This window comes from Antiquaquibacter oligotrophicus (assembly GCF_020535405.1).
GTDB lineage: Bacteria > Actinomycetota > Actinomycetes > Actinomycetales > Microbacteriaceae > Rhodoglobus > Rhodoglobus oligotrophicus.
The window spans coordinates 2,818,752-2,840,550 of the sequence record NZ_CP085036.1 but is presented as its reverse complement, the minus strand read 5'-3'; the positions used below and the strand labels follow the sequence as shown (position 1 = coordinate 2,840,550).

At 66.3% G+C, this 21,799-nt stretch carries 23 protein-coding genes; 19 read left to right on the top strand and 4 right to left on the bottom strand.

Annotated features, from left to right (window positions below; translation table 11 throughout):
• Nucleotides 1–56: 56 nt before the first annotated feature.
• From panB to atzF, 17 genes are all read left to right on the top strand, one after another.
• Entirely contained in the window at nucleotides 57–872 is an 816-nt protein-coding gene (gene panB / locus LH407_RS13925; RefSeq protein ID WP_322133384.1) for a 3-methyl-2-oxobutanoate hydroxymethyltransferase, read from the top strand.
• A 2-nt stretch (nucleotides 873–874) separates the two neighbouring features.
• Nucleotides 875–1,738 carry a DUF72 domain-containing protein gene (locus tag LH407_RS13920; RefSeq protein ID WP_322133385.1) on the top strand — a complete coding sequence of 288 codons (864 nt, stop codon included), beginning with the start codon at nucleotides 875–877 and terminating at the stop codon, nucleotides 1,736–1,738.
• A 272-nt stretch (nucleotides 1,739–2,010) separates the two neighbouring features.
• Complete coding sequence (locus LH407_RS13915) at nucleotides 2,011–3,060, top strand: ABC transporter substrate-binding protein (protein WP_322133386.1); 1,050 nt, start codon at nucleotides 2,011–2,013, stop codon at nucleotides 3,058–3,060.
• Between the two features lie 28 nt (nucleotides 3,061–3,088).
• Entirely contained in the window at nucleotides 3,089–3,820 is a 732-nt protein-coding gene (locus LH407_RS13910) for an amidohydrolase family protein (RefSeq protein ID WP_322133387.1), read from the top strand.
• The gene (locus tag LH407_RS13905) at nucleotides 3,817–4,629 is read left to right on the top strand and encodes an ABC transporter ATP-binding protein (protein ID WP_322133388.1); all 813 of its coding nucleotides are present in this window, start codon (nucleotides 3,817–3,819) and stop codon (nucleotides 4,627–4,629) included. The genes LH407_RS13910 and LH407_RS13905 overlap by 4 nt, the downstream gene beginning before the upstream one ends.
• Nucleotides 4,626–5,390, top strand: coding sequence for an ABC transporter permease (locus LH407_RS13900; RefSeq protein WP_322133389.1), 765 nt, complete (start codon nucleotides 4,626–4,628; stop codon nucleotides 5,388–5,390). The genes LH407_RS13905 and LH407_RS13900 overlap by 4 nt, the downstream gene beginning before the upstream one ends.
• Nucleotides 5,387–6,160 carry an ABC transporter permease gene (locus LH407_RS13895; protein ID WP_322133390.1) on the top strand — a complete coding sequence of 258 codons (774 nt, stop codon included), beginning with the start codon at nucleotides 5,387–5,389 and terminating at the stop codon, nucleotides 6,158–6,160. Before LH407_RS13900 ends, LH407_RS13895 begins: the two co-directional genes overlap by 4 nt.
• Nucleotides 6,157–7,527, top strand: coding sequence for an amidohydrolase family protein (locus LH407_RS13890; protein WP_322133391.1), 1,371 nt, complete (start codon nucleotides 6,157–6,159; stop codon nucleotides 7,525–7,527). Before LH407_RS13895 ends, LH407_RS13890 begins: the two co-directional genes overlap by 4 nt.
• The gene (locus tag LH407_RS13885; RefSeq protein ID WP_322133392.1) at nucleotides 7,524–8,387 is read left to right on the top strand and encodes an SMP-30/gluconolactonase/LRE family protein; all 864 of its coding nucleotides are present in this window, start codon (nucleotides 7,524–7,526) and stop codon (nucleotides 8,385–8,387) included. The genes LH407_RS13890 and LH407_RS13885 overlap by 4 nt, the downstream gene beginning before the upstream one ends.
• A complete protein-coding gene (locus LH407_RS13880; RefSeq protein ID WP_322133393.1) occupies nucleotides 8,384–10,156 on the top strand; it encodes a gamma-glutamyltransferase family protein in 1,773 nt (590 codons plus the stop codon). Before LH407_RS13885 ends, LH407_RS13880 begins: the two co-directional genes overlap by 4 nt.
• Entirely contained in the window at nucleotides 10,140–10,595 is a 456-nt protein-coding gene (locus tag LH407_RS13875) for a VOC family protein (RefSeq protein ID WP_322133394.1), read from the top strand. The genes LH407_RS13880 and LH407_RS13875 overlap by 17 nt, the downstream gene beginning before the upstream one ends.
• Nucleotides 10,592–11,569, top strand: a complete 978-nt coding sequence (locus LH407_RS13870) for a thiamine pyrophosphate-dependent dehydrogenase E1 component subunit alpha (RefSeq protein WP_322133395.1) — start codon at nucleotides 10,592–10,594, stop codon at nucleotides 11,567–11,569. Before LH407_RS13875 ends, LH407_RS13870 begins: the two co-directional genes overlap by 4 nt.
• Nucleotides 11,566–12,603: an alpha-ketoacid dehydrogenase subunit beta gene (locus LH407_RS13865; protein WP_322133396.1), complete on the top strand. Its 1,038-nt coding sequence runs from the start codon at nucleotides 11,566–11,568 to the stop codon at nucleotides 12,601–12,603. The genes LH407_RS13870 and LH407_RS13865 overlap by 4 nt, the downstream gene beginning before the upstream one ends.
• Complete coding sequence (locus tag LH407_RS13860) at nucleotides 12,600–13,352, top strand: SDR family NAD(P)-dependent oxidoreductase (protein WP_322133397.1); 753 nt, start codon at nucleotides 12,600–12,602, stop codon at nucleotides 13,350–13,352. The genes LH407_RS13865 and LH407_RS13860 overlap by 4 nt, the downstream gene beginning before the upstream one ends.
• An 11-nt stretch (nucleotides 13,353–13,363) precedes the next feature.
• The gene (locus tag LH407_RS13855; RefSeq protein WP_322133398.1) at nucleotides 13,364–14,527 is read left to right on the top strand and encodes a M20 family metallopeptidase; all 1,164 of its coding nucleotides are present in this window, start codon (nucleotides 13,364–13,366) and stop codon (nucleotides 14,525–14,527) included.
• Nucleotides 14,521–16,230 carry a PucR family transcriptional regulator gene (locus LH407_RS13850; protein ID WP_322133399.1) on the top strand — a complete coding sequence of 570 codons (1,710 nt, stop codon included), beginning with the start codon at nucleotides 14,521–14,523 and terminating at the stop codon, nucleotides 16,228–16,230. The genes LH407_RS13855 and LH407_RS13850 overlap by 7 nt, the downstream gene beginning before the upstream one ends.
• Nucleotides 16,227–17,912: an allophanate hydrolase gene (gene atzF / locus LH407_RS13845; protein ID WP_322133400.1), complete on the top strand. Its 1,686-nt coding sequence runs from the start codon at nucleotides 16,227–16,229 to the stop codon at nucleotides 17,910–17,912. The genes LH407_RS13850 and atzF overlap by 4 nt, the downstream gene beginning before the upstream one ends.
• On the opposite strand, the gene LH407_RS13840 is transcribed toward atzF, so the two are convergent.
• Nucleotides 17,897–18,619 carry an SDR family NAD(P)-dependent oxidoreductase gene (locus LH407_RS13840; RefSeq protein ID WP_322133401.1) on the bottom strand — a complete coding sequence of 241 codons (723 nt, stop codon included), beginning with the start codon at nucleotides 18,617–18,619 and terminating at the stop codon, nucleotides 17,897–17,899. The two genes, atzF and LH407_RS13840, sit on opposite strands and share 16 nt — an antisense overlap.
• 142 nt (nucleotides 18,620–18,761) lie before the next feature.
• On the bottom strand, nucleotides 18,762–18,932 hold the full coding sequence (locus LH407_RS13835; RefSeq protein ID WP_322133402.1) for a methionine aminopeptidase: 171 nt from the start codon (nucleotides 18,930–18,932) through the stop codon (nucleotides 18,762–18,764).
• 69 nt (nucleotides 18,933–19,001) lie between these two features.
• Here LH407_RS13835 and map point away from each other — a divergent pair, with 69 nt between their 5' ends.
• Nucleotides 19,002–19,886: a type I methionyl aminopeptidase gene (map, locus tag LH407_RS13830; RefSeq protein WP_322133403.1), complete on the top strand. Its 885-nt coding sequence runs from the start codon at nucleotides 19,002–19,004 to the stop codon at nucleotides 19,884–19,886.
• A gap of 9 nt (nucleotides 19,887–19,895) precedes the next feature.
• Nucleotides 19,896–20,675 (top strand): polyphosphate--glucose phosphotransferase, encoded by a 780-nt coding sequence (gene ppgK, locus LH407_RS13825; protein WP_322133404.1) that lies wholly within the window; start codon nucleotides 19,896–19,898, stop codon nucleotides 20,673–20,675.
• On the opposite strand, the gene LH407_RS13820 is transcribed toward ppgK, so the two are convergent.
• Together LH407_RS13820 and LH407_RS13815 are read right to left on the bottom strand one after the other, a co-directional pair.
• Nucleotides 20,658–21,440, bottom strand: coding sequence for a methyltransferase (locus tag LH407_RS13820; protein WP_322133405.1), 783 nt, complete (start codon nucleotides 21,438–21,440; stop codon nucleotides 20,658–20,660). The genes ppgK and LH407_RS13820 overlap by 18 nt on opposite strands.
• Nucleotides 21,416–21,799 carry a hypothetical protein gene (locus tag LH407_RS13815; protein ID WP_322133406.1) on the bottom strand — a complete coding sequence of 128 codons (384 nt, stop codon included), beginning with the start codon at nucleotides 21,797–21,799 and terminating at the stop codon, nucleotides 21,416–21,418. The genes LH407_RS13820 and LH407_RS13815 overlap by 25 nt, the downstream gene beginning before the upstream one ends.

Sequence of the window (21,799 nt, the reverse complement as noted above, 5' to 3'; positions counted from 1 at the left end):
CGGGAGCGTGCCAGCGGCACCCTCATAGGCTACTTGCTCCGCCCTAGACTTACTGCATGGCAGAGCAGGCGCTCAAGCGCGTTCGAACCCGGCATTTCCAGCGCGCCAAGGAGAACGGGATCAAGTTCACCGGGCTGACCAGCTACGACCAACTCACCGCCGGCATCTTCGACGAGGCCGGAATCGACTTCCTCCTGGTCGGTGACTCCGCGGGCAACAACGTCTACGGCTACGACACCACACTGCCGGTCTCCATCGACGACCTCATTCCGCTCGCGCGTGCCGTCGCCGGAGCCGTCAATCGCGCGTTTGTTGTTGCCGATATGCCCTTCGGCTCATACGAGACCGGACCAGACGAGGCCTTGCACACGGCGTTCCGGTTCATGAAAGAAACCGGCGCCCACGCGGTGAAGCTAGAGGGGGGTGTGCGCAGTGCCGAGCAGATTCGCAGGATCGTTTCGGCGGGCATCCCGGTCATGGCCCACATCGGGTTCACACCTCAGAGTGAGCACGGGCTGGGCGGCCACGTCATTCAGGGTCGAGGCGAACAGGTAGAGCAGCTCCTCGCGGATGCCCACGCTGTCGAGGATGCCGGAGCCTTCGCCGTCGTACTCGAGATGGTGCCGGCCGAAGCCGCGGCACGCGTGACGTCCGAACTGCGTATCCCGACCATCGGCGTCGGCGCTGGTCCACACGTCGATGGTCAACTCCTCGTGTGGACGGATTGGGCAGGGTTCACCAAGGGCAGGATCCCGAAGTTCGTGAAGCAGTACGCCAACCTGCGCAAGACCCTCACGGATGCCGTCTCGGCATATCGGGAGGACGTGGAGACCGGCAGCTACCCCGGACCCGAGCACTCCTACGAGGACTGATCGTGGCGGGGCAGATTCGAGTTGGCATGGCCGGCTGGGTCTACCCCGATTGGCGCGGAACCTTTTACCCCGCGGGACTCACCCAGAAACGGGAGTTGGAGTACGCGAGTCGGCACGTGACATCAATCGAGCTCAACGGCTCGTTCTACTCGCTACAGAAACCAACGAGTTGGCTGTCGTGGCGGGACGCCACCCCTGACGATTTTGTTTTCGCGGTCAAGGCACCGAGGTTCATTACCCACATCAGGCGGTTGGACGATGTGGCAGAACCGCTCTCGAACTTCTTTGCCTCGGGCATCCTCGCGTTGGGCGCGAAGCTGGGCCCGATCCTGTGGCAGCTACCGCCCAGCCAGGAGTTCGAGCCGTTCCTCCTCGAGCGGTTCTTCTCCCTCCTCCCCCACGACACGACAGCCGCGGCGGCGCTCGCTGCTAAACGAAGTGACCGGATGCACGGAAGCGAGTATCTCCTGACCGACGCACATCGCACCGTCCGTCATGCGATCGAGGTGCGTCACCACAGTTTTGCCAGCCCGGAGTTCACGGAGCTCGCGCGCGGCCACGGAATCGCGATCGTCTACGGCGATTCCGACTCACGCTGGCCGGTCATCGACGAGCGCACCGCGGACTTCAGGTATGCGCGCCTGCACGCTCACACCTCTCTGCATCCCCACGGCAGCTACGACGGGGACGGCATAGCCGAATGGGCGGAGCGAACCGTCACCTGGTCACGCTCCGGTGACGACGTCTTCGTGTACTTCGACGACGACTCCAAGGTGCGCGCCCCGCACGACGCGCAGTCGCTTCTCGCCGCCCTGCAGCCCGATGTATCGAACGTGTTACATCACCGCGACGACGACATTTCGTAGTCGCTCATCGCGCAATCTCGGGCGCGAGAGCGTGATTTACAGGGTTGACGCACTGCCGAAACTCGCGTGGACTTTACACTCCGTAGCCTCGACTTGACGGAGACGAACCACCTTGTCGATTGCCGCCCCTGCGATCCAGAGCGGAACATCGGTCTAAGGGCCCCGCCCGCGTAGTTCCCGCACCGCTGCGGCACGAGCGAACGATCCGCCCGCACCGAACGGTGCGACGCTCACGCCGTCTCCATCACCTTGACCCGATTGGATGCAACGACATGAAGCACACCGCACCATCAGCACGGCGACGTCGAATCGCGAGCGTCGTCGCTGCTGCCGCAGCCGTGGCCATCGGCCTCGCCGGTTGCGCAGCGCCCAGCACTGACGACGCCGGCTCCGGCGGCGACCTGACCCCCGTCAACTACCAGCTCAGCTGGCTGAAGATCACCCAGTTCGGTGGCTTCTTCGCCGGTGAGGCTGAGGGTTTCTACGAGGAGGAGGGAATCGCTCCGACGTTCACGGCGGGCGGTGCGAACATCCTCGCCTGGCAGCAGGTCACCGGTGGCGCCGCGCTCCTCGGCGACGAGGACAACACGCTGCTCCTCCAGGCCATCGAGAGTGGCGAGGACCTCGTCGCCCTCGGCGCCGTCTTCCAGAAGTCCCCGATGGCGATCATGAGCCTGTCCGAGGATCCGCTGCTCGAACCGTCGGACTTCGAAGGAAAGACGCTCGCGTTCCCCGACAACGGCATCGAGCAGTACACCGCCGTTCTCGAATCGCAGGGTGTCGACATGTCGACGGTCACCGTGGTCCCCGCGGGCGCCGACCCCACCCAGTTGGTCACGGGCCAGGTCGACGGTTACGCCGGCTACGCCACAGCCCAGGGTGCCGCCCTCGAGCTCCAGGGCCTCGATGTCGAGTATCTCTACTTCGAGGACCTCGGTATCCCGAGCTACGGCAACGTCATCATCACCACGAAGACCAATCTCGAGGAGAACCGCGACCTCATCGTGAAGTTCCTCCGCGCGACCGTCAAGGGCTACGAGTGGATGAACGCCAACCCGGAGGATGGCGCGGCACTCGTAGTTAACGAGGTCAACCCCACCGGTGGCCTCGACCTTGAGACCGAGACTGCGGCCGCGGGTATCCAGGCCGACCTCATCGCCGGCGAGAACGGCGTCCTGCGGCTCGACGTCGACAAATTCCAGACCATTATCGATTCACTCGTCGAGGCCGGAACCCTGTCGGCTCCACTCGATGCCGCCGACGTCGTGGACACCTCGGTGCTCGACGAGGTCTTCGGCGACAAGACCGCGCTCCTGCGCTAACCACCACAACTAGGAAGGGCGACAGCTCATGATCATCGATGCCTACAACAACATCTGGGAAGCGTCGGGTAACTCCGACTACCTCACCGGTGAATCCTTCACCGCGGAGGACCTCATCCCCTTCCTCGATGAGGCTGGCGTTGACATGGCCGTGGGCTGCTCGCTCGGCCAAGCAATCAACAACGAGTACATCGCGGCAGTCGTGGGTAAGTACCCCGACCGGTTCATCGGCTTCGGCGGAGTGAACCCACGACTGCCCGATGCGCTCGAAACGGTCGCCGAGTGCGCTCGCCTCGGCCTCAAGGGTGTGAAACTCCACCCCACCCTGCACGGCTATCACTTCGCCGACCACGGACTGCTCGACCCGATCTTCAAGGCCGTGACCGATGCCGGTCTCGTGATTCTGGTGAACGCCCTCGACGACCCGTGGTGTGCACCGCTGTCGATCGAGGAGATCTCGAAGAACTTCCCCGAGGCACCGCTTCTCATCGCGCATATGGGAACGGTATGGAACACCACGGAGGCGCTCATCGTCTCCGAGCGCAACCCGCACATCTACCTCGAGACCTCGAGCACCCAGTTGCTTGAAGTGCAGACGGCGTACAAGCGGGTCGGCCCGGAGAAGATCGTCATGGGTACCGACTGGCCGGGAAGTGTTCCCGCCCTCGAGAGGGCGAAGATCGCGCGCGCGATCCCCAACGACGCGGATCGCGCCCTCATCGAAGGTGACAACCTCGCCCGCATCCTGCGCCTCTCATGAGCACCGGCACGGCACCGACCGTCACTCTCGACTCCGTCGGGATGGACTTCCCCGTCGGACGCACGACCTTCACCGCGCTCGACGGTGTCAGCCTCTCGCTTCCCGAGCGTGGATTCACGACACTCCTCGGCCCCTCTGGCTGCGGCAAATCCACTCTCCTCCGGATCATCGCGGACGTCATCCAGCCCACCCGTGGCTCGGTCGATCTGTTCGGGATGACTCCTCACCAAGCACGCACGAGCGGTTTGTTCGGTTTCGTGTTCCAGGACCCGGTGCTCCTGCCGTGGCGGTCGGCGCTCGGCAACGTCGAACTGCCGCTGGAAGCTCAGGGAGTCAGCAAGTCCGAGCGGCGAGAGCGCGCGATGGAACAGCTCAGACTCGTCGGCCTCGACGGCTTCGAGAACCACCTTCCCGCGAAACTCTCCGGCGGAATGGCCAGGAGGGTGGCCATTGCACGTGCGCTCGTTGTGCAGCCGAGCATCCTGTTTCTCGACGAGCCGTTCAACGGACTGGACGAACTTCGCAGGCGTCAGATGAACGTGGAACTCCAACGCATCTGGAGTGCGAGTGGAACCACCGCGCTGCTCGTGACCCACAACGTCGCCGAGGCCGTATTTCTCTCGGACACCGTTGTCGTGATGGGGCGCAATCCCGGCCACATCCTCACGGAACGCACGATTGACCTGCCGCGACCTCGCAACATCGACGATGCCCTCTCGCCCGAGTTCATCGCGCACGAGCGCGCATTGACCGACCTGTTGAGCGCCCATGAGGCCGGCATCGATGACACCGGGACGTCAGACGGATGAGAGCCCTCCCCCGTCCGCTCATCCCGGCGGTGTTCTTCGTCCTCCTGCTCGTTGCGTGGCAGTGGGCGGGCCAGTCACTCGCGGGACCCGGCGCCGTTCTCGTACCGCCATCCACCATCGTCGAAACCTTCGGCACCCGTTGGTACGCGCTGCTCCTGAACGCAGGGATCACCCTCAGTGAGGCAGGCCTCGGGTTTGTGTACGGTTCTGCGGCCGCCATCGTGCTGGCCATTGTTGTGGATAGGTTCCGCGTGCTCGGCGAGGGACTGTACCGACTCGCTCTCGTCATCTACGCGATTCCCGTGATCGCCATCGCGGCGCCACTCACCGCGACGCTCGGGCTCGGAGCCGAAAGCAAAATCGCCGTGGCCGCACTGTCTGCCTACTTCCCGGTGCTTGTCAACCTCACGGGAGCACTGCGCACCCTCGACCCCCGAATCGACGAACTCAGTCGAGTCCTCGCCATGGGCTACACCAGAACACTCGTGAGCATGCGAGCACCGGCAGTAGTGCCAGCCCTCTTCTCGTCGTTCAAGATCGCTGGCCCCGCAGCCTTCATCGGCGCGATCATCGCCGAATGGATGGGCGCCGAGGCAGGGCTCGGGGTCATGCTCATCCAGGCAATGTTCACCTTCTCCGTTCCCGTTCTCTGGACCGTGCTCGTCGTGGCGACCGCGCTCAATGGACTCATCGTGCTCTTGTTCGATGTCGCGGGCCGCCTGGCGGCACCGTGGCACGTATCGAGTCGGGGTGAAGCATGAGCATCCTGACGCACGTCCGCCGTCGCACGTCCCTCCCCGCGTGGGTGATGACCGCCATTGTTGTCGGGGCGGTGCTTCTCATCTGGCAGCTCGCCGTTGTGCTCCTCGGAGTGTCACCGAACATCCTGCCGACACCCAGCCAGATCGCCGTTGACGCGAACTGGCCCGTGGTGCTGGAGTCGGCCGCCAGCACAATCCTCGCCACTCTCGCGGGGTTCGCTGTCGGAAATCTGGTTGGCCTCGCCCTCGCGATCCTCATCTGCGCGTCGCGCACCTTCTCCGACATCGTGTATCCCATCGCCGTGGTCGTGCGCGCTATCCCCGTCGTTGCGCTGGCGCCCTTCATCACTCTCGCGTTCGGACGAGGTCCGGGTGCCACGGTGGTTGTGGCCGCCCTCATCGTCTTTTTCCCCACCCTCGTCAACGTCATCCTCGGCCTGCGATCGGTCCCGCGCGAGGCGATCGAACTGTTGGCCGTCATCAACGCATCGACGATCTTCGGATATCTCGCGGTGCGTATCCCGTTCGCGATGCCTGCCTTCGTTTCTGCCCTCAAAATCTCCGCACCCAATGCCGTGCTCGGCGTCATGACCGCGGAATGGATCATCGGAGGCAGCGGACTAGGGCGTTTGGTTGTGCAGTCGTGGCTGAGCCTCGACATCACAACGATGTGGGCGGCCGTCATCCTCTCAGCCATCGTCGCCTCGGCACTCTTCAGCGTCGTGAGCATCGCCGAACGTCTTCTTCTCGGATGGGCGGTGCGTACGTGAGCAGGTCCACCTTCAGGGCGCGTCGGGTAATCGTCGACGCCCACTCCGCACCCCTCGACGACGCGACCGTCGTCGTCGAGGACGGGGTCATCACCGAGGTCAGGTCGGGCATCCGTGGAGCGACAGATGGCCCGGTGATCGACGTCGACGGACTTCTCTCGCCCGGGTTCGTTGACGCCCACTCCCACCTCCGGGGCATCTCGCTCGAAGAACACGGGGCCGGTGCGCGCCAGTTCGAGGCGTGGATTCTTTCGCTCTCCGCCGTGACCACCCTCGACCCCGGAGACGAGGCCGCCCTCGCGTGCGCGGAACTTCTCGCGACCGGTGTGACCGCGGTGCAGGGTTTCGTCGACGCCGACCCGGAAGGCCTCGGTGTCGAGGGTGCGCGGGCGGCACTCCGTGGACTTGAAGCAACGGGCATCCGCGGGCTCGTCGTCCTAGGATTCGCCGACCGCGCCCTCGGAGCACCCGAGCCGCCGGAGGGCGAATGGGCGGCTGTACCGCGCACGGAACCGACGATCACGCCCGATGACACCGCGGCACTCGTCGCCGCGTGGCTCTCGACACCCAGCGCGCCCACAACTGACCTCGGTGCAGGCCCGATCGGTGCGCACTGGTCAACGGATGCCCTCCTCGAGGTATTCCGCGATGCCAGCCCCTCGATGCGCTCCCATACGCACCTCCACGAGAGCAGGCACCACCGCACGTGGCTGACGGGTGAGCGATCCCCCGTTGACCGTCTCTCCGCAGCTGGGCTGCTGTCCGAGCGGCTTTCCGCCGCGCACGGTGTGCACCTCACTGGCTCCGAACTGTCTCGGCTCGCCGCGACCTCGGTCAGTCTCGTGCACTGCCCAGCGTCGAATGCCGCTCTCGAGGTGGGTTCGGCGCACGTCGCCGAGTGGCTCGAGGAGGGCATCTCCGTGGGTCTCGGTGTGGATAGCCAGAACACCGGGGCGCCCGACTACTTCGACGTGATGCGAGCTGCCCTGACAACCTCGAACTCCGTGGCGCGGCCGTTGTCCGCCGAGCAGGTCTTCGACATGGCAACAGTCGGTGGCGCCGCCTGTCTCGGAATCCCCCTCGGCGGTCGAATCGCCGTCGGAGCCCCCGCAGATCTGATCGAACTCGACCTCACACGCGCCGGTGTCGCAGACATCGTTGAGCAGGGCACGGCGACCGCTGTGCGGTCGAGTTGGGTGGCCGGCGCACGCGTCGTCGACGATGGCTCCCCTGTCTTCGATGCGTCGGAAGCACGCACTCGCCTCCGCGCTGCCCTGAACGACGATCGCGCCGAGCGCGAAGCTCGCCTGGTGCGACTCGCACCGCTCCTCGATCGCATCACCTCCATCGCGGGGGGTGCCGCATGATCGCCGAACTCGCTGCACGAGGCACCGCCCTACTCGGTGAGGCGCCGCGATGGATGCCGTGGGCTGGTGGTCCACCTTCGCTCCTCTTCAGCGACCTCCTCTCGGGAGTCCTCTTCCGGCTCGACGGCGACAAGACGACCCCCGTGCGTTCATTCGACGGCGAAACGGTGAGCGCCGTCATCCCCCTCGCCGACGGCGGATCCGTTGTAGCGCTGCACCGGAGCCTTGCCGTCTTCGACGAGGCGGGCAACGAGGCCCACCGCATCCCGCTCGACCTGGCTCCGGGACTGCGATTGTCCGACGCGACGGCTGGCCCGTCCGGTCACCTGTGGATCGGGGTGGTTCCCGCGGGCGACGAGCCGCTTCCCGGTGCCCTTCTGCGCTACGGCGCCGATGGGGTCCGGGTCATTCAGGACGGTGTCGGCTTTTCCAACGGTCTCGGCTTCTCGTCCGACGGAACGACCATGGTCCACATCGACAGCGACGCCGGCACGATATTCCGCCGCAGCCACGACCCCCACACCGGCGACGTCGGTGACCCGGAGGAGTTCTACCGGGTTCCCGAGAACTCGGGGGCGTTGGACGGCCTGTGTCTCGATGACGGCGACCGCGTATGGGTCGCCCTCTTCGGCGGCGGTGAGGTCGTCTGCATCGACACCGACGGTGCCGTCGTCGACAACGTGCTCGTCCCCGCTCTGCGAACGAGCAGCTGCACGTTCGTGGGGTCGACCCTCTACATCACCACGGCGCGCGTCGGCGCGTCTGATCTCGAGCTCGCAGAGTTCACCCTCTCCGGTTCACTTTTCCGCTACGAGACGTCCGTCTCTGGCGGCCCCGTCTGGGAAGGACGTATCGCATGACCATCGACACCGGATTGAGCACCCGCTCCGGCATCTCCCTGCCACGGGGGTCGGGAATGGGCGGGGGCATCGTGCCCGGCGTGTTCGACCAGGCGGAATCCATGCGCCCCACGATCTACGGTGAGCGCTGGGCGATCGTCGGTGGGCATCCACTCGTGAGCGAGGTCGGGGCCGACATTCTGCGGCGCGGCGGTAACGCGATCGACGCCGGTGTCGCGGCCGGCTTTGCTTCGAACGTCGTGCAGGTCGAGATGTGCAACCTGGGCGGGATCGCCCCGATCCTCGTTCGTGAGGCGGGGGCATCCGATGTGCAGGCCGTCGCCGGTGTTGGCACGTGGGGAGCGCGCGCGGACCTCAACGAGATCGCGAACGCCTACGACGGCGCCCTCCCGCTCGGCGGGGTCCCGTCGATCGTGCCGGGCGCGGTGAGTGGGTGGCTCACGTCGCTCAGCAGGTTCGGCACGATGAGCCTGCCCGAGATCCTCGCCGCCCCCATCGACCTGGCACGCGACGGCTTCCTGCTCGACCCGCGCACCGCGTCGCACCTCGAACGGATGGGCGCGGGATTCTCTCGCTGGGACACATCGAGCGCCGTGTACCGGCCGAACGGGTCGCCACTTCGGGCGGGTGAGAGGCTCCGCCAACCGGCCCTCGCGAACACACTTCAACGACTGTCGGATGCCGCTGCCGCTGCCACCGCGGAGGGCCTCGATCGCGAGGCCGCGATCGAGGCGGCACACACACTCTTCTACGCGGGCGACATCGCCGAGACCATTGCGGCCTTCGTCACGGAACGCGGCGGCTACCTCGACAAGGAAGACCTGGCCGGGTTCCGCGCCGATGTCACTCCAGCACCCTCCGTGCGCTTCGGAACGTGGGACGTGCACGTCACCCCCACCTGGTCGCAAGGGCTCGTCATCGCGCAGGCGCTCGGAATCCTGGAGAAGCGGGGCATCCGTTCCATCCAGGACGGTTCCGTGGACTACGCACACGAGATCATCGAGGCGCTCAAGCTCGCCTTCAGCGAGCGAGAGCGGGCCTACGGTGACCCCCGGTTTACCGCTGAGAGTGCTGACGACCTCCTCGCCGATGATCACCTGGCGAGCCTCGCCGCCCTCATCGGCGAGCGGGCGCTGCCCAACATGCCCACCGTGTCACAGGCAGGGCCCGCTCTTCCCTCGACGACGGCAATCGTGGTCGTGGATGCCGACGGCGCTGCTTTCTCGACCTCACCGAGCGACACGATCGACGGCGCCCCCGTGATCCCCGAACTCGGCATCATCTGCTCCCCGCGGGGTGTGCAGAGTCGCCTCGTGGAGGGCCACCCCAATGCCCTGCGGCCGGGTGGTCGCCCGTGCGTGACTCCTGCCGCCGTCATAGCGCTCGGTTCGGGCGATGACGTGTGGGCCGCGGCCTGTCCTGGAGGCGACGTCATCGTGCAGGCGATCGTGCAGGCGATGCTGCAACACGACGTCTACGGCAAGACTCCTCAGGCCGCCGTCGAGGCACCACGGCTCTTCGGCTCCAGTTACCCCGGTGGTTTCCACCCGCACCCGGTTGGTGAGTCGCTCGTGTTCGTCGAGGCAGGGCTCGGCAACGACGTTGCCGCAGGACTCGAGGAGCGCGGTCACGAAATCATCGACTGGCCGGCGAACGAGTTCGACGCCGGAAGTGTTCAGACCATCGTCACGACCACCGCGCCGGGAGGAGCACGATTGCTCGCGGCCGGCGCCGACTCACGGAGGACCGCATATGCACAAGCACGATGAGCACGGCAGCGCGCTGGCCTGGTCCTGGCACCATGCCGGCCTCGTTGTGGCCAATCTCGATCGAGCGATCGAGTTCTACACATCCGCCCTCGGCTACAAGGTTGAGTTCTTGGTGCGTGAGATGGATGACCAGTTCCAACGCACCGTCGGCGTCGACGGTGTCGTATGCGACCTCGCGCAGCTCACTGCCCCGTACAGCGGAACACTCCTGGAACTCCTCGAGGTGCGCAACGTTCCGAGTGGTCTCGACCCGCGCCTGCCGGTGCACGTCGGTGTCGGCCACGGGGCGTATCAGGTCCGCGATCTCGAAGCATCCGTCGATCTGCTCACCGCTGCCGGCGGCAACGCGATGGGCGAGATCGTGAGCTTCGAGGAGGGGCGCGCCATCTACTGCTGGAGCCCAGCGGGGACGGTCGTGGAGTTGGAGGAGGCCTGGTGAACAATCCCGAGTTGTGGCGTGACCGCTACCGCCTCATGGTGCTCATGCGCCGCTTCGAGGAGGCGTGCCTCACGGGCGTCGCGTCGAGAGAGATCCACGGCGAGCTGCACACCGCGATCGGCCAGGAGGCCATCGCCGCAGCTCTCGCCGAGAACATCCGGGAGGGAGACGCGCTCGCGAGTACCCACCGCAATCACCTCCACGCGATCGCCAAGGGCATCCCGCTCTACCCGCTCATGGCCGAGATCTTCGAGAAGGAGACGGGCCTGTGCGGCGGCTTCGGCGGGCACATGCACCTCTTCGACAAGGAGCGCCGATTCTCCACGACGGGAATCGTGGGCGCCTCGCTTCCCGTCGCCCTCGGTCACGCCTACGCGGCCAAGCTGCGCGGGGACGACACCGTCGCCTTCGCCGTCATCGGCGACGGCTCGGTCAACGCGGGCGGCTTCCACGAGACCATGAACATGGCGAGTGTGCTGGGCCTCGCCCTCGTCGTCGTCATCGAGAACAACGAGTGGGCGATCTCCGTGCCGTTCTCCGCCGCCAGCTCCACTGCCAAGCTCGCCGAGCGCGCGGTCGCCTACGCGATCCCGGGCGAGCGCGTCGACGGACTTGACGTGGATGCCACGTCCCAGGCGATCGGGCGCGCCGTCGCCCACGCCCGCAGCACCGGTCCCGCCCTCGTCGAGGCCATGTGCTACCGGTTTCGCGGACACTACGAGGGCGACCTCGACCTGTACCGCAGCCAGTCGGAGAAGACGGACCGTACGACGACGAAGGATCCCGTCGTGTTACTGCGTGCCCAGCTGCGCGACGGCGGGATGCTCGACGAGGCCACCCTCGAACGACTCGAGTCGCAAGTCTCCGCCGAGATCGACGCGGTCCTGGCGCAGGTGCGCGCCGACAAGCAGCCCGACCGCAGCCGCGCGCACGACCACGTGTTCGCCTCGGGCCTGAAGGGAGCGGTCGCATGACCATGACAGCCAACCCTACGAACGAGACCAGCGCACCGCGCAACATCAACATCTCGCAGGCCGTCGCCGAGGGTCTGCGCCTGGCCATGGAGGCCGACGACCGCGTTGTCGTGATCGGCGAGGATGTGGCAACCCAAGGCGGTGTCTTCGGCTCGACCCGCGGGCTCCTCAAGGCGTTCGGCCCCGAGCGCGTGCTCGACACCCCCATCTCGGAGATGGCGTTCACGGGCATGGCCGTTGGCCTCGCGATGGACGGCTACCGCCCGGTCATCGAGATCATGTTCGTCGACTTCATCGGCGTGTGCCTCGAGCAGGTCTATAACGCCGTCGCGAAGATCCCCTACATGTCGGGCGGCAAGGTCGACATGCCCGTCGTCATCAAGACTGCAGGTGGCAGCATCGGGGCTGCGGCCCAACACTCGCAGACACTCTGGGGACTCTTCGGGCACCTTCCGGGACTGCGGGTGGTGGCGCCCAGCAACCCCTACGACTCCAAGGGGATGATGGCGGCGGCCGTGGCATCCGACGACCCCGTCGTCTTCATCGAGCACAAGGGCCTGCTGCTCGAGCGGGCGCAGGACTTCGAGTTCGGCGCGAACGTGCCGCGCGAGGCCTACGACGTTCCCCTCGACAAGGCGGCCGTCGTGCGCCCCGGCAGCGACCTCACGCTCGTCACGCTCAGCGGGTCGGTGCGGCACGCGCTCACGGCGGCGGATGCGGCGATCCTGTCCGGTGTCGACGTCGAGGTCATCGACCTTCGCAGCATCGTGCCGATCGACTGGGAGACGATCGGCACCTCGCTCGCCAAGACCCGCGCATTGCTCGTTGTCGACGAGGACTACCTCGGCTACGGACTGAGCGGCGAGCTCATCACGGGGGCGATCGAGCGCTTCGGTCTCGGCTCCCTCGATTATGTCGGCCGACACGGTAATCCGGGCATCCCGGTGCCGGCGGCCCTGAGCCTGGAGAGAGAGATCGTGCCAGGAACCGAGTCCATTCTGAACGCGATCGTGCGAGCGGGGGCCGAGCGATGAGCCCCCGACACGTGGTCGTCGTTGGTGGCGCGGGAGCGATCGGCTCCGTCGTCGCGGCCGTGCTCGCCGAGCAGGGCATGCGCGTGACCGTCGCCGACTTTGCCGATCCGTCGACGATCGTGGATGCCCTCCCCGGTACCGGTCACGCAGGGCTCACGATCGACGTCACAGACCGCGAGAACGTGCTCGCCGCGCTTGGCCCTGCCGCCTCCGTCGGACGCTATGACGCCCTCGTTTTCGCCGCCGGCACCAACTACACGGGCCCCGTCGCGACAACCGACTGGGACGCGTGGGACCGCGTCATGAACGTGAACCTCCGGGGCGCCGCGTACTTCGGCCAGGCCGCATCCCTGAACCTCGAGGCCGACCCGCGCGAGTGCAGCATCGTCTACTTCTCCTCCACCGCGGGCCTCGTGGGCGAGGGCGGCGCGAGCGTCTACGCGTCGAGCAAGTTCGGCCTCATCGGCTTCATGCAGTGCCACGCGTCGGAGATCGCGCGCTTTGGCGCCCGCGCCAACGCTGTGTGCCCGGGCAACATCGACTCCCCCATGCTGCGCACGCTCGCGGCCCAGGTCGCCGAGCGCAACGGCGTCACGACCGAGGAGACGCTCGCGCTCTTCGCGGGATCGAACGCGTTCAACCGCCTCATCGACATCCGCGAGGTGGCCCAGGTTGTCGCGTTCCTCGCGAGCGCCGCATCCACCGGCATGAGCGGGCAGTCGGTCGTCATCGACGGACCGCCCAACTAGGAGGACACAGCATGATCAACGTCGACACCGTCATCGCCGATACACAAAAGCTCATCGGCATCGAGAGCACCAATCCGGGGGTGCTCGAGGCCGACGTGGCCGAGTGGCTCGAGCAGCGGCTGACCGGCATGGGGCTGGATGTGGCGCGGCACGAGGTGCAGCCCGGCCGCGACAACCTGAGTGTGGTCATCCCGGGAGCCGACCGCGCCGCGCCTCGCCTCGTTCTCGTCTCGCACATGGATACCGTGCCGATCGGCTCCGGCTGGACCCGTGACCCCCTCGGCGGGGAGATTACTGACGGCCTGCTTTACGGTCGCGGTGCGTGCGATATGAAGGCGGGACTCGCCCTCACGCTCGGCCTGCTCGACGCCCTCATCTCGACGGGCACCGTGCCGCCAGCCGACGTTGTGTGCTTCTACACCGTCGACGAGGAGGCCCCCGGGATGCTCGGCGCCTACCAGCTCGTGGAGGACGGGCTCCTGCGCCCCGACGACCAGATCCTCGCCCCGGAGCCTTCCGGCATGCGCTTGCGGATCTCGCAGATGGGTCTGCGCTGGCTCACCCTGACGGTCACCGGGAAGATGGCGCACGCCGGTCGCGCGCATCTCGGCACCAACGCCGCGCACATCATGGCCCACATCGTCGTCGAGCTCGAGTCGGCCTTCGCGGCCCTGCCGTTCGACGACGACATCCTCGGACGCCCGCGCTTCACGACGGGTGTCATCACGGGCGGCGTCTCAACCAACGTTGTGCCGGCGCTGTGCACGGCCGAGCTCGACCTGCGTATCGTGCCGCCGCTCGTACCGGAGGACGCCGTGACCATGGTCGAGCGCGTCGCGACCGACGTCATCCGACGCTACGAGGACGCGTCCTTCGAGGTCGAAGCACTCGGGGCGAGACGACCGCCGGTGCGGGCATCCGACGACTCCAAAATCGTTCGTTCTCTGCGCTCGTCGTACCTCGCCGTCGCGGGACGGGAGCCCGAGGTGGGCGGTGCCGACGGTCACGAGGCGTATACGGATTCCGCCATGATCGCCGCACTCACCGGATCCGAGTCGAGTACTGTCCTCGGGCCCGGCGCGACCGACCAGGCCCACACCGCCGACGAATTCGTGCCCGTTTCCGACCTCGAACTCGGTTCGAAGCTGCTCTGGGAGATGGTGCGAACATGGTGATTCGACTCCCCCAGTACGGTCGTTCGCAGAATGAGCTGCCAACGGTTGCGCAGACCCTGGAGTTCCCGACCATCGTTCGCGGTGATCCCGTCGTTGTTGCCGGAGCGGCCGGACTCGATCGCCGCGTGCGTTGGGTGCACATGAGCGAGATCGTCAACATCGCGGGTCTGCTCCACGGTGGCGAAATGCTCCTGACCATGGGCATCGTGTTTCCGGATGACGCGGCAGAGCTCACAGCGTATGTCGACCGGCTCGTCGAAGCCGGAGCCGCCGCCCTCGTCATCGGTCTCGGGCCGCGCTACCCCGATCGCCTTCCCACGGCACTCGTTGAGGCTGCCGAAAGCCGCGGGCTCCCGCTCATCGCCCTCCGGCGCAAAATTGCGTTCATCGACGTGACGGAGGAGGTGCACGCATCCCTCATCGACGTACAGATTCGAGACCTTCAAGCCTCCGAGAGCATCCACATGATCTTCAGTGCTCTCGCCGTGCAGGGCAGCAAGCCTGAACTCGTCCTGCGCCAGGTCGCCAAGCTCTCGGGCTTCGCGGTGGTTCTCGAGAACCGTTCGCGCCAGATCCTCGCGTTCGACCCAGCCGAGCGGGCCGCGGGTGACGTGCTCGCGGAGTGGGCCGAACACAATGGGCAGCCGCACCGCCCGGTTCGCACCTACTACGACCCGCTGAGCGGATGGTTGCAGACAACAGTGGGGGCCCGCGGAAACGACTGGGGTCGCCTCGTCCTCATGGCGCCGTCCGCAGGGGCGCGTGACCTCGATGCCACACTCGACCCCACGATGACCGTGCCCCGCAGTCTCATCATGCTCGTCGAGCAGGCGGCCTCTACCCTCGCCATCGGTCGCCTGGTCGACCGCGAGTCGCACCTTCTCGATCTCACCACTCACAGCAGCGTGCTCGCTCACCTGCTGTCGGGGGACGGTGACCCCGGTGAGCTCGAAGAGCAGGCCCAGGCGCTCGGGGTGTCCTTCAGACGCAGTCGACTCGCCGCCTTTGCGTTCCGTTCACGGGACTCGTCGTCTCAGGATCCCCGTGATCGACAGCGCGCGCTTCGCGCGATTGCATCCGCCATCTCCGATGCTGGCGCCGACCGCGGTCGTTCCTCTCTCGTCGCGCCCGTCGACGATTTCACGGTGGGCATGGTCACCACCGTTCCCGGAGGTATCTCCGACATTGACGAAGCGGCCAGGATCGTCGAACGTCTCGACAAGGCGGGTATCACCGTCATCGCCGCGTGCGGCGGCGGCGGACGCGGTGCCGCTGCGGCACGAACCGCACTTCTCGAGGCCATCGAGACGGCGGGAACCGCCGCCAGCATGGGATGGTCCGAGCCCGTCGTCACCGCGAGCGATCTGGGCCTTCGGGGACTGATCCACACGCTGCGCGACGACCCTCGAGTCATCCAGTTCGCGGAACGGACGGTTGGCGCTCTGGTTGCCTACGATCTCGAACACCGCACCACCCTGGTGCCACTCCTTCGTCACTTTCTCGATGCCGGGCGTAACAAAGCAGTCGCTGCCCGCAACGCGTTTGTGTCACGACCGTGGATGCACGAGCGCCTGCGCCTCATCGGAGACGTTCTCGGTGTCGACCTGGACGATGAAGCGACCTGTCTCGACCTGCAGGTAGCTCTCCTCGTAATCGGCACTCAGCAGGACCGCGCGCGATCTCAGAAGCGAGCGGGGTCGTGACTCTCAGCACATCCGCCGTCGTCCGAGCGTTCGCGGCCATCGAGGCTGCCGACCGGCCGGAGATCTGGATCTCGCTTCGACCTGAGGCCGAGGTCATCGCCGAGGCAGCGGAGGTGGACGCGGCCGCCCATGCTCCGCTCCGCGGCATGGTTTTTGCGGTGAAGGACAACATCGACGTCGCGGGTCTTCCCACAACACTCGGCCTGCCGCTGAGCCGCCGAGGCGACATCGCGGAACAGGATGCAACGGCGGTAGCGCGATTGCGAGCCGCTGGTGCCATCGTCATCGGCAAAACCAATCTCGACCAGTTTGCAACCGGGCTGGTCGGAACGCGAAGCCCCTACGGTGCCGTTCGTAACGCCTGGTGGCCGGAACGGATTTCGGGTGGATCCAGCTCGGGATCTGCGGTTGCGGTGGCGCTTGGCATGGTCGATTTTGCGCTCGGCACCGACACCGCGGGCTCCGGTCGTATCCCTGCCGCGTTGAATCGCATCGTCGGGATCAAACCATCACTGGGCTTAGTTCCCGTCACGGGTATGCGAGACGCCTGTCGCCCTTTCGACACCATCACCGTCTTCGCACGCGAACTGGAGGTCGCGACCCTCGCCAGCCAGATCATGTACGGACCCGACGGGCACGACGGTCTCGCCCGTGAGTGGCCCGTGGATGCCCGGCTCGCCGCCCCCGAACACCCGACTCTCGCCGTTCCGCTCGAGGCAAACCTCGCGAGCCTCGACAACGAAGCCCGCGCTGCATGGCGCGAAGCGATCGAGCACTGGTCTGCTGTCGCCGAATTGAGACCACTCGACATCACTCCCCTCCTCAACTCCGCTCGTTTGCTGTACGAGGGCGCCATAGTCGCCGGTCGCTTCGCCGCCGCTGGCGAGTTCATGTCCGACCACGCGGGCCTCGACCCCACGGTCGCCTCGATCGTTCGCGCCGCCGAACCCGTGCCCGCCTGGCGCTACGTTGCCGACCGAGCCAAGCTCGATGACGCTCGCACCACAGCGTCGGTGCTGCTCGACGGGCTCGACGGGCTCGTGATACCGACCGCCCCCGGGCATCCGACGCTCGCTGAGGTCGCTGCTGATCCAATCGGCGTCAACTCGTGGCTCGGCACCTTCACGAACTTCGTTAATCTCCTCGATCTCGCTGCGATTGCGGTCCCCCACGTCGATGCGTCGTCTCGAGGATTCGGTACGACGGTGGTGACGCGCGCCGGTGAGGATCGCGTCGCTGCGGATCTCGCCGCGCGTGTGCTGGGCGTCGATCGTCCGTCTGGTTTCGATGGCGAGGGGGTCGATCTTGCCGTGTTCGGTGCGCACCTCACCGGTCAACCGCTCAACGGACAGTTGCGCGAACTTGGTGCCCGGTTCGTCCGGAGCGTCCAGACGGCTCCGAGCTACTCGCTGTTTGCCCTCGACACCACCCCGCCCAAGCCGGGACTGGTTCCGCGGCGAGATCTGGGGGCGAGTATCGCGGGCGAGGTGTGGCGAATATCGCCCGTTGGCCTCACCCGATTCCTTTCCGCGTTGCCAGCCCCCATGACGCTCGGGGCCATCACGCTCTCCGACGGCGAGTCGGTGATCGGTTTCTCGTGCACAGTGGACGCGCTCGAGGGAGCCCGCGAGATCACCGAGTTCGGGAGCTGGCCGGAGTACCTCGCTCAGCGCGCGGTGTAGCCGCCGTCGACTATGAGTTCGGTCCCCGTCACGAAACTCGCGTCGTCGGAGAGCAGATAGGCGGTCGCTGCCGCAATCTCCTCCGGTCGCGCGAAGCGACCCGCCGGATGCATCTGCTCCACGGCATCGCGAAACTCGGGATGGGGCGCAAACTGCTCACGTGTCATGGGAGTGTCGACGACTCCCGGGCACACCGCATTGGACCGGATGCCCGCCTTCGCGTAATCCACGGCGATGGCCCTCGACAGACCGATCACACCCGCCTTGCTGGCGCAGTACGCCGGCTCGTCGGCTGTCGCGACAAGCCCCGACATCGACGCGTGAAAGACCAGCGCGCCGCCGCCCGACATCCGCGACACGGCGTGCTTGGCGACCAGGAAAGCGCCGGTGAGGTTGACACCGATAACTCGATTCCACTGCTCGATGCTCGTCTCGACGAGGGGTATCTCGAGGGCGATTCCCGCGTTCATGACCGCACCGTCGAGGCGGCCGAGGCGCTCGATCGTGGCGTCCAGCGCCGCGATCACACTCGCTTCGTCAGTGACATCGCACGCGAGGGCCAGGGCCGGTTCGGATGCCGCCGCTCGCGTTTCGTCGAGGTCGAGGGACATTACAACGGCACCCTCCTGCGAAAGCCTCCGCACGGTTGCCGCACCAATGCCCGATCCACCGCCGGTGACCACGATCACTCGTTCGTTATGCCGCACGACACCACCCCACTCGTTGCCCTGTGTGTGCCACGTTATCCGCGACGCAGGGTGGGAAAGGCGTGGTGCTCGAAGCCGCGACACTGTGTCCGGTTCCGGCCGCCAGAGGCATCAGTTCGTCAGGGAGTGACTCCGCGACGGCTCAGGACTCTGCCGCGTCCTCTGCCGCCCACTTTCGGGCACGCTCGGCGATGATCTCCGGCGCACGCGCGGCTTCCTCGCGTGTCGCGAACGGGCCATCGCGCTCACTTCCGAGGGACTGCGGACCCTCCTCGACCTCGCCAGTCACGTGGTTGTACCACCAATCGGCCATGTGCGCCTCCCTGCTCGTGTGTGCCCAGACTAGGACATGCGGCGGTGTGCCACTCGGTAAGATTGCCCCATGCCCCGCGATGCACAAGGACATTTGGTTGCGGGGTCGGTTTCCCCTCGTCGTGCCGTGCCAGATTCCATCGTGCGGCCCGAATACGTCGGCCGCTCGGCCCCGGCCCCGTATGACGGTAACGACGTGTACTCCTCGGAGGAAATCGAACTCATTCGGGAGTCCGGTCGTATTGCCGCCCGCGCCGTAGAGCTCGTCGGCGAGGCCATCACGCCTGGGGTTCGCACGGACCAACTCGACGTCATCGCTCACGAATACATCATTGGCGAGGGCGCATACCCGTCGACGGTCGGCTATCGCGGGTTTCCCAAGGCGGTGTGCACGAGCATCAACGAGGTCGTGTGTCACGGCATCCCCGACGACACCGTGCTTGTCGAGGGTGACCTCATCAACATCGACATCACCGCGTACAAGAACGGTGTTCACGGCGATTTGAGCAAGACCTTCATCGTCGGCGAGGGGGCACCGGAGGTCGTCGACCTCGTCGACCGCACTCGTGAAGCACTCAATCGCGGTATCAAGGCGGTTGCCCCGGGGCGCCAGATCAACGTCATCGGGCGCGCCATCGAGTCCTACGCGCGACGATTTGGCTACGGTGTCGTCCGGGATTTCACGGGACACGGAGTGGGCAGGGCCTTCCACTCCGGGCTCATCGTGCCCCACTACGACGCCGCCCCCGACTTCGATCGAGTGATGGAAGTCGGCATGGTCTTCACCATCGAGCCGATGCTCACCATGGGCACCCCAGACTCGCCGGGCACCATCGCGTGGGACCTGTGGCCGGACGATTGGACCGTGACCACCCGCGACAAATCCATCACGGCCCAGTTCGAGCACACCCTCGTCGTCACGGAGCGCGGCGCAGACATCCTCACCCTCCCCTAAGGAGCACCCATGACCACCGCACTCGGCGTCGATATTGGCGGAACGGGAATCAAGGCTGCGATTGTCGACATCGACACCGGCGAACTCGTGAGTGAGCGCGTTAAGCTCGCCACTCCTCCCGGCGGTGAACCCGACGATATTGTCGCCACCGTGGTGAAGCTCATCGAGCAGCTGGGCGGCCTGGACGACGACGTCCCCGTCGGTGTGTGTTTCCCCGCGATTGTCAAAAACGGACGCACGATGTCGGCCGCGAACGTCTCGCACTCGTGGATTGGGCTCGAGGCCGAGGCTCTCTTCGAGAAGGCCATCGGCCGCGACATCCATTTCGTGAATGATGCGGATGCCGCGGGCTTCGCCGAGGTCCGCTACGGCGCTGCGAAGGGTGTTCCCGGTCTCGTCCTGCTCACGACCCTCGGCACGGGAATCGGGAGCGCGCTCATCTACAACGGCGTGCTCATCCCCAACTCCGAACTCGGACACCTCATGATCGGCGGGCGCGACGCCGAAAAGCGCGCCTCGAACGCGGCGCGCGAGCGCGGCCGCCTCAGTTGGAAGTCCTGGGCTAAACGCCTGCAGCGTTACTACTCGCACCTCGAGCGTCTCTTTTCACCGGACCTTTTTGTGGTCGGTGGCGGTGTCTCCAAGAGCTACCAGGAGTTTCTGCCCCTTCTGAAGCTGTCGACACCGATCGTTCCCGCGGTCCAACGCAACAACGCCGGAATCCTCGGCGCGGCAGCACTCGCCGTGCGACCGCCAGAGAATCTCGCCGAGTCATCCCAGAGTCGGTAGCGTTCCCTCGACGACACACGCACCGTTGTCGACGGACACACTCGAACGCAACCCCGCCGCCTCGACGGCGCTCACGACGAGCGGCGCCTGGTGCTCCGCTACCTCCGTGAGGAACGACCCCCCAGGGGCAAGCCACGCGTGAACGCCGTCCAGCGCCGCCCGAACGATGTCGAGTCCGTCGGCACCACCGTCGAGCGCAACAGACGCTTCGAAGTCGCGTGCCTCACGCGGAAGCAGATCGATCTCGTCGTGGGGCACGTACGGCGCCACCATCGTGATGATGTCAGCGCGCCCCCGCCAGGAGGTGGGGAGACCGTCGAAGAGCGAACACGTCACGACGACCGCGTCATATCCACTCAGCGTGCGGCGGGCGTTGGCCGTCGCGGTCGAATCAACATCGGTAGCCGCCACCGCGACCGGCACGCGTGAGGCGATCGCGGAGGCCACGACCCCCGTTCCTGTGCACACGTCGACGAGCGCTCCCCCGCGCGACACCCGACGAAGGGCGCGCCGAACGAGCAACTCGGTGCGCGGTCTTGGCACAAAAACACCGAGGTCGACGGGAATCCGAATACCCGCGAAGGCGGCCCACCCCACCACGTGTTCGAGTGGGGTGCCGGATGCCCGCTCCCCCGTCATCCGTTCGAGTTCACGCACATTGCGCGCAGAGGACAACAGGATCGCGGCCTCGCGTTCCGCGAAGACACACCCCGCCGCGCGGAGCAGCCGAGCGATCTCGGCTACTCCGTGATGGTCAGCGTCCAACTACCGGATTGCCCGCTCTGTGAACCGTCGAGGTCCACGGAATCGGCGCCGTCCTCGTACGGCCCCACCATGGTGGCCGTGCCGTCACCGAACTCGATGATGATGCGAAGCTGTCCGCCAGCAACCGTCCATGTGTCGCTCGAGTCGTCGAAGCTCTTGCCCTTGTAGCTGAACCCGAGGGTGCGGTCCTCGTGGAAGTCGAACTCCCACTCGTGGTTGCGAGAATCCGTTCCACTCCAGGTGGTTCCGGCGAGCTGGTCGCCCGTTCCGGTGCCTGAGGTCGAGGGTGCGCAACCGGCGAGAACGAGGAGCAGAGAGGTGCTTGCGGCGACGATGCCGAGCTTGGTGCGGAAAGTCAT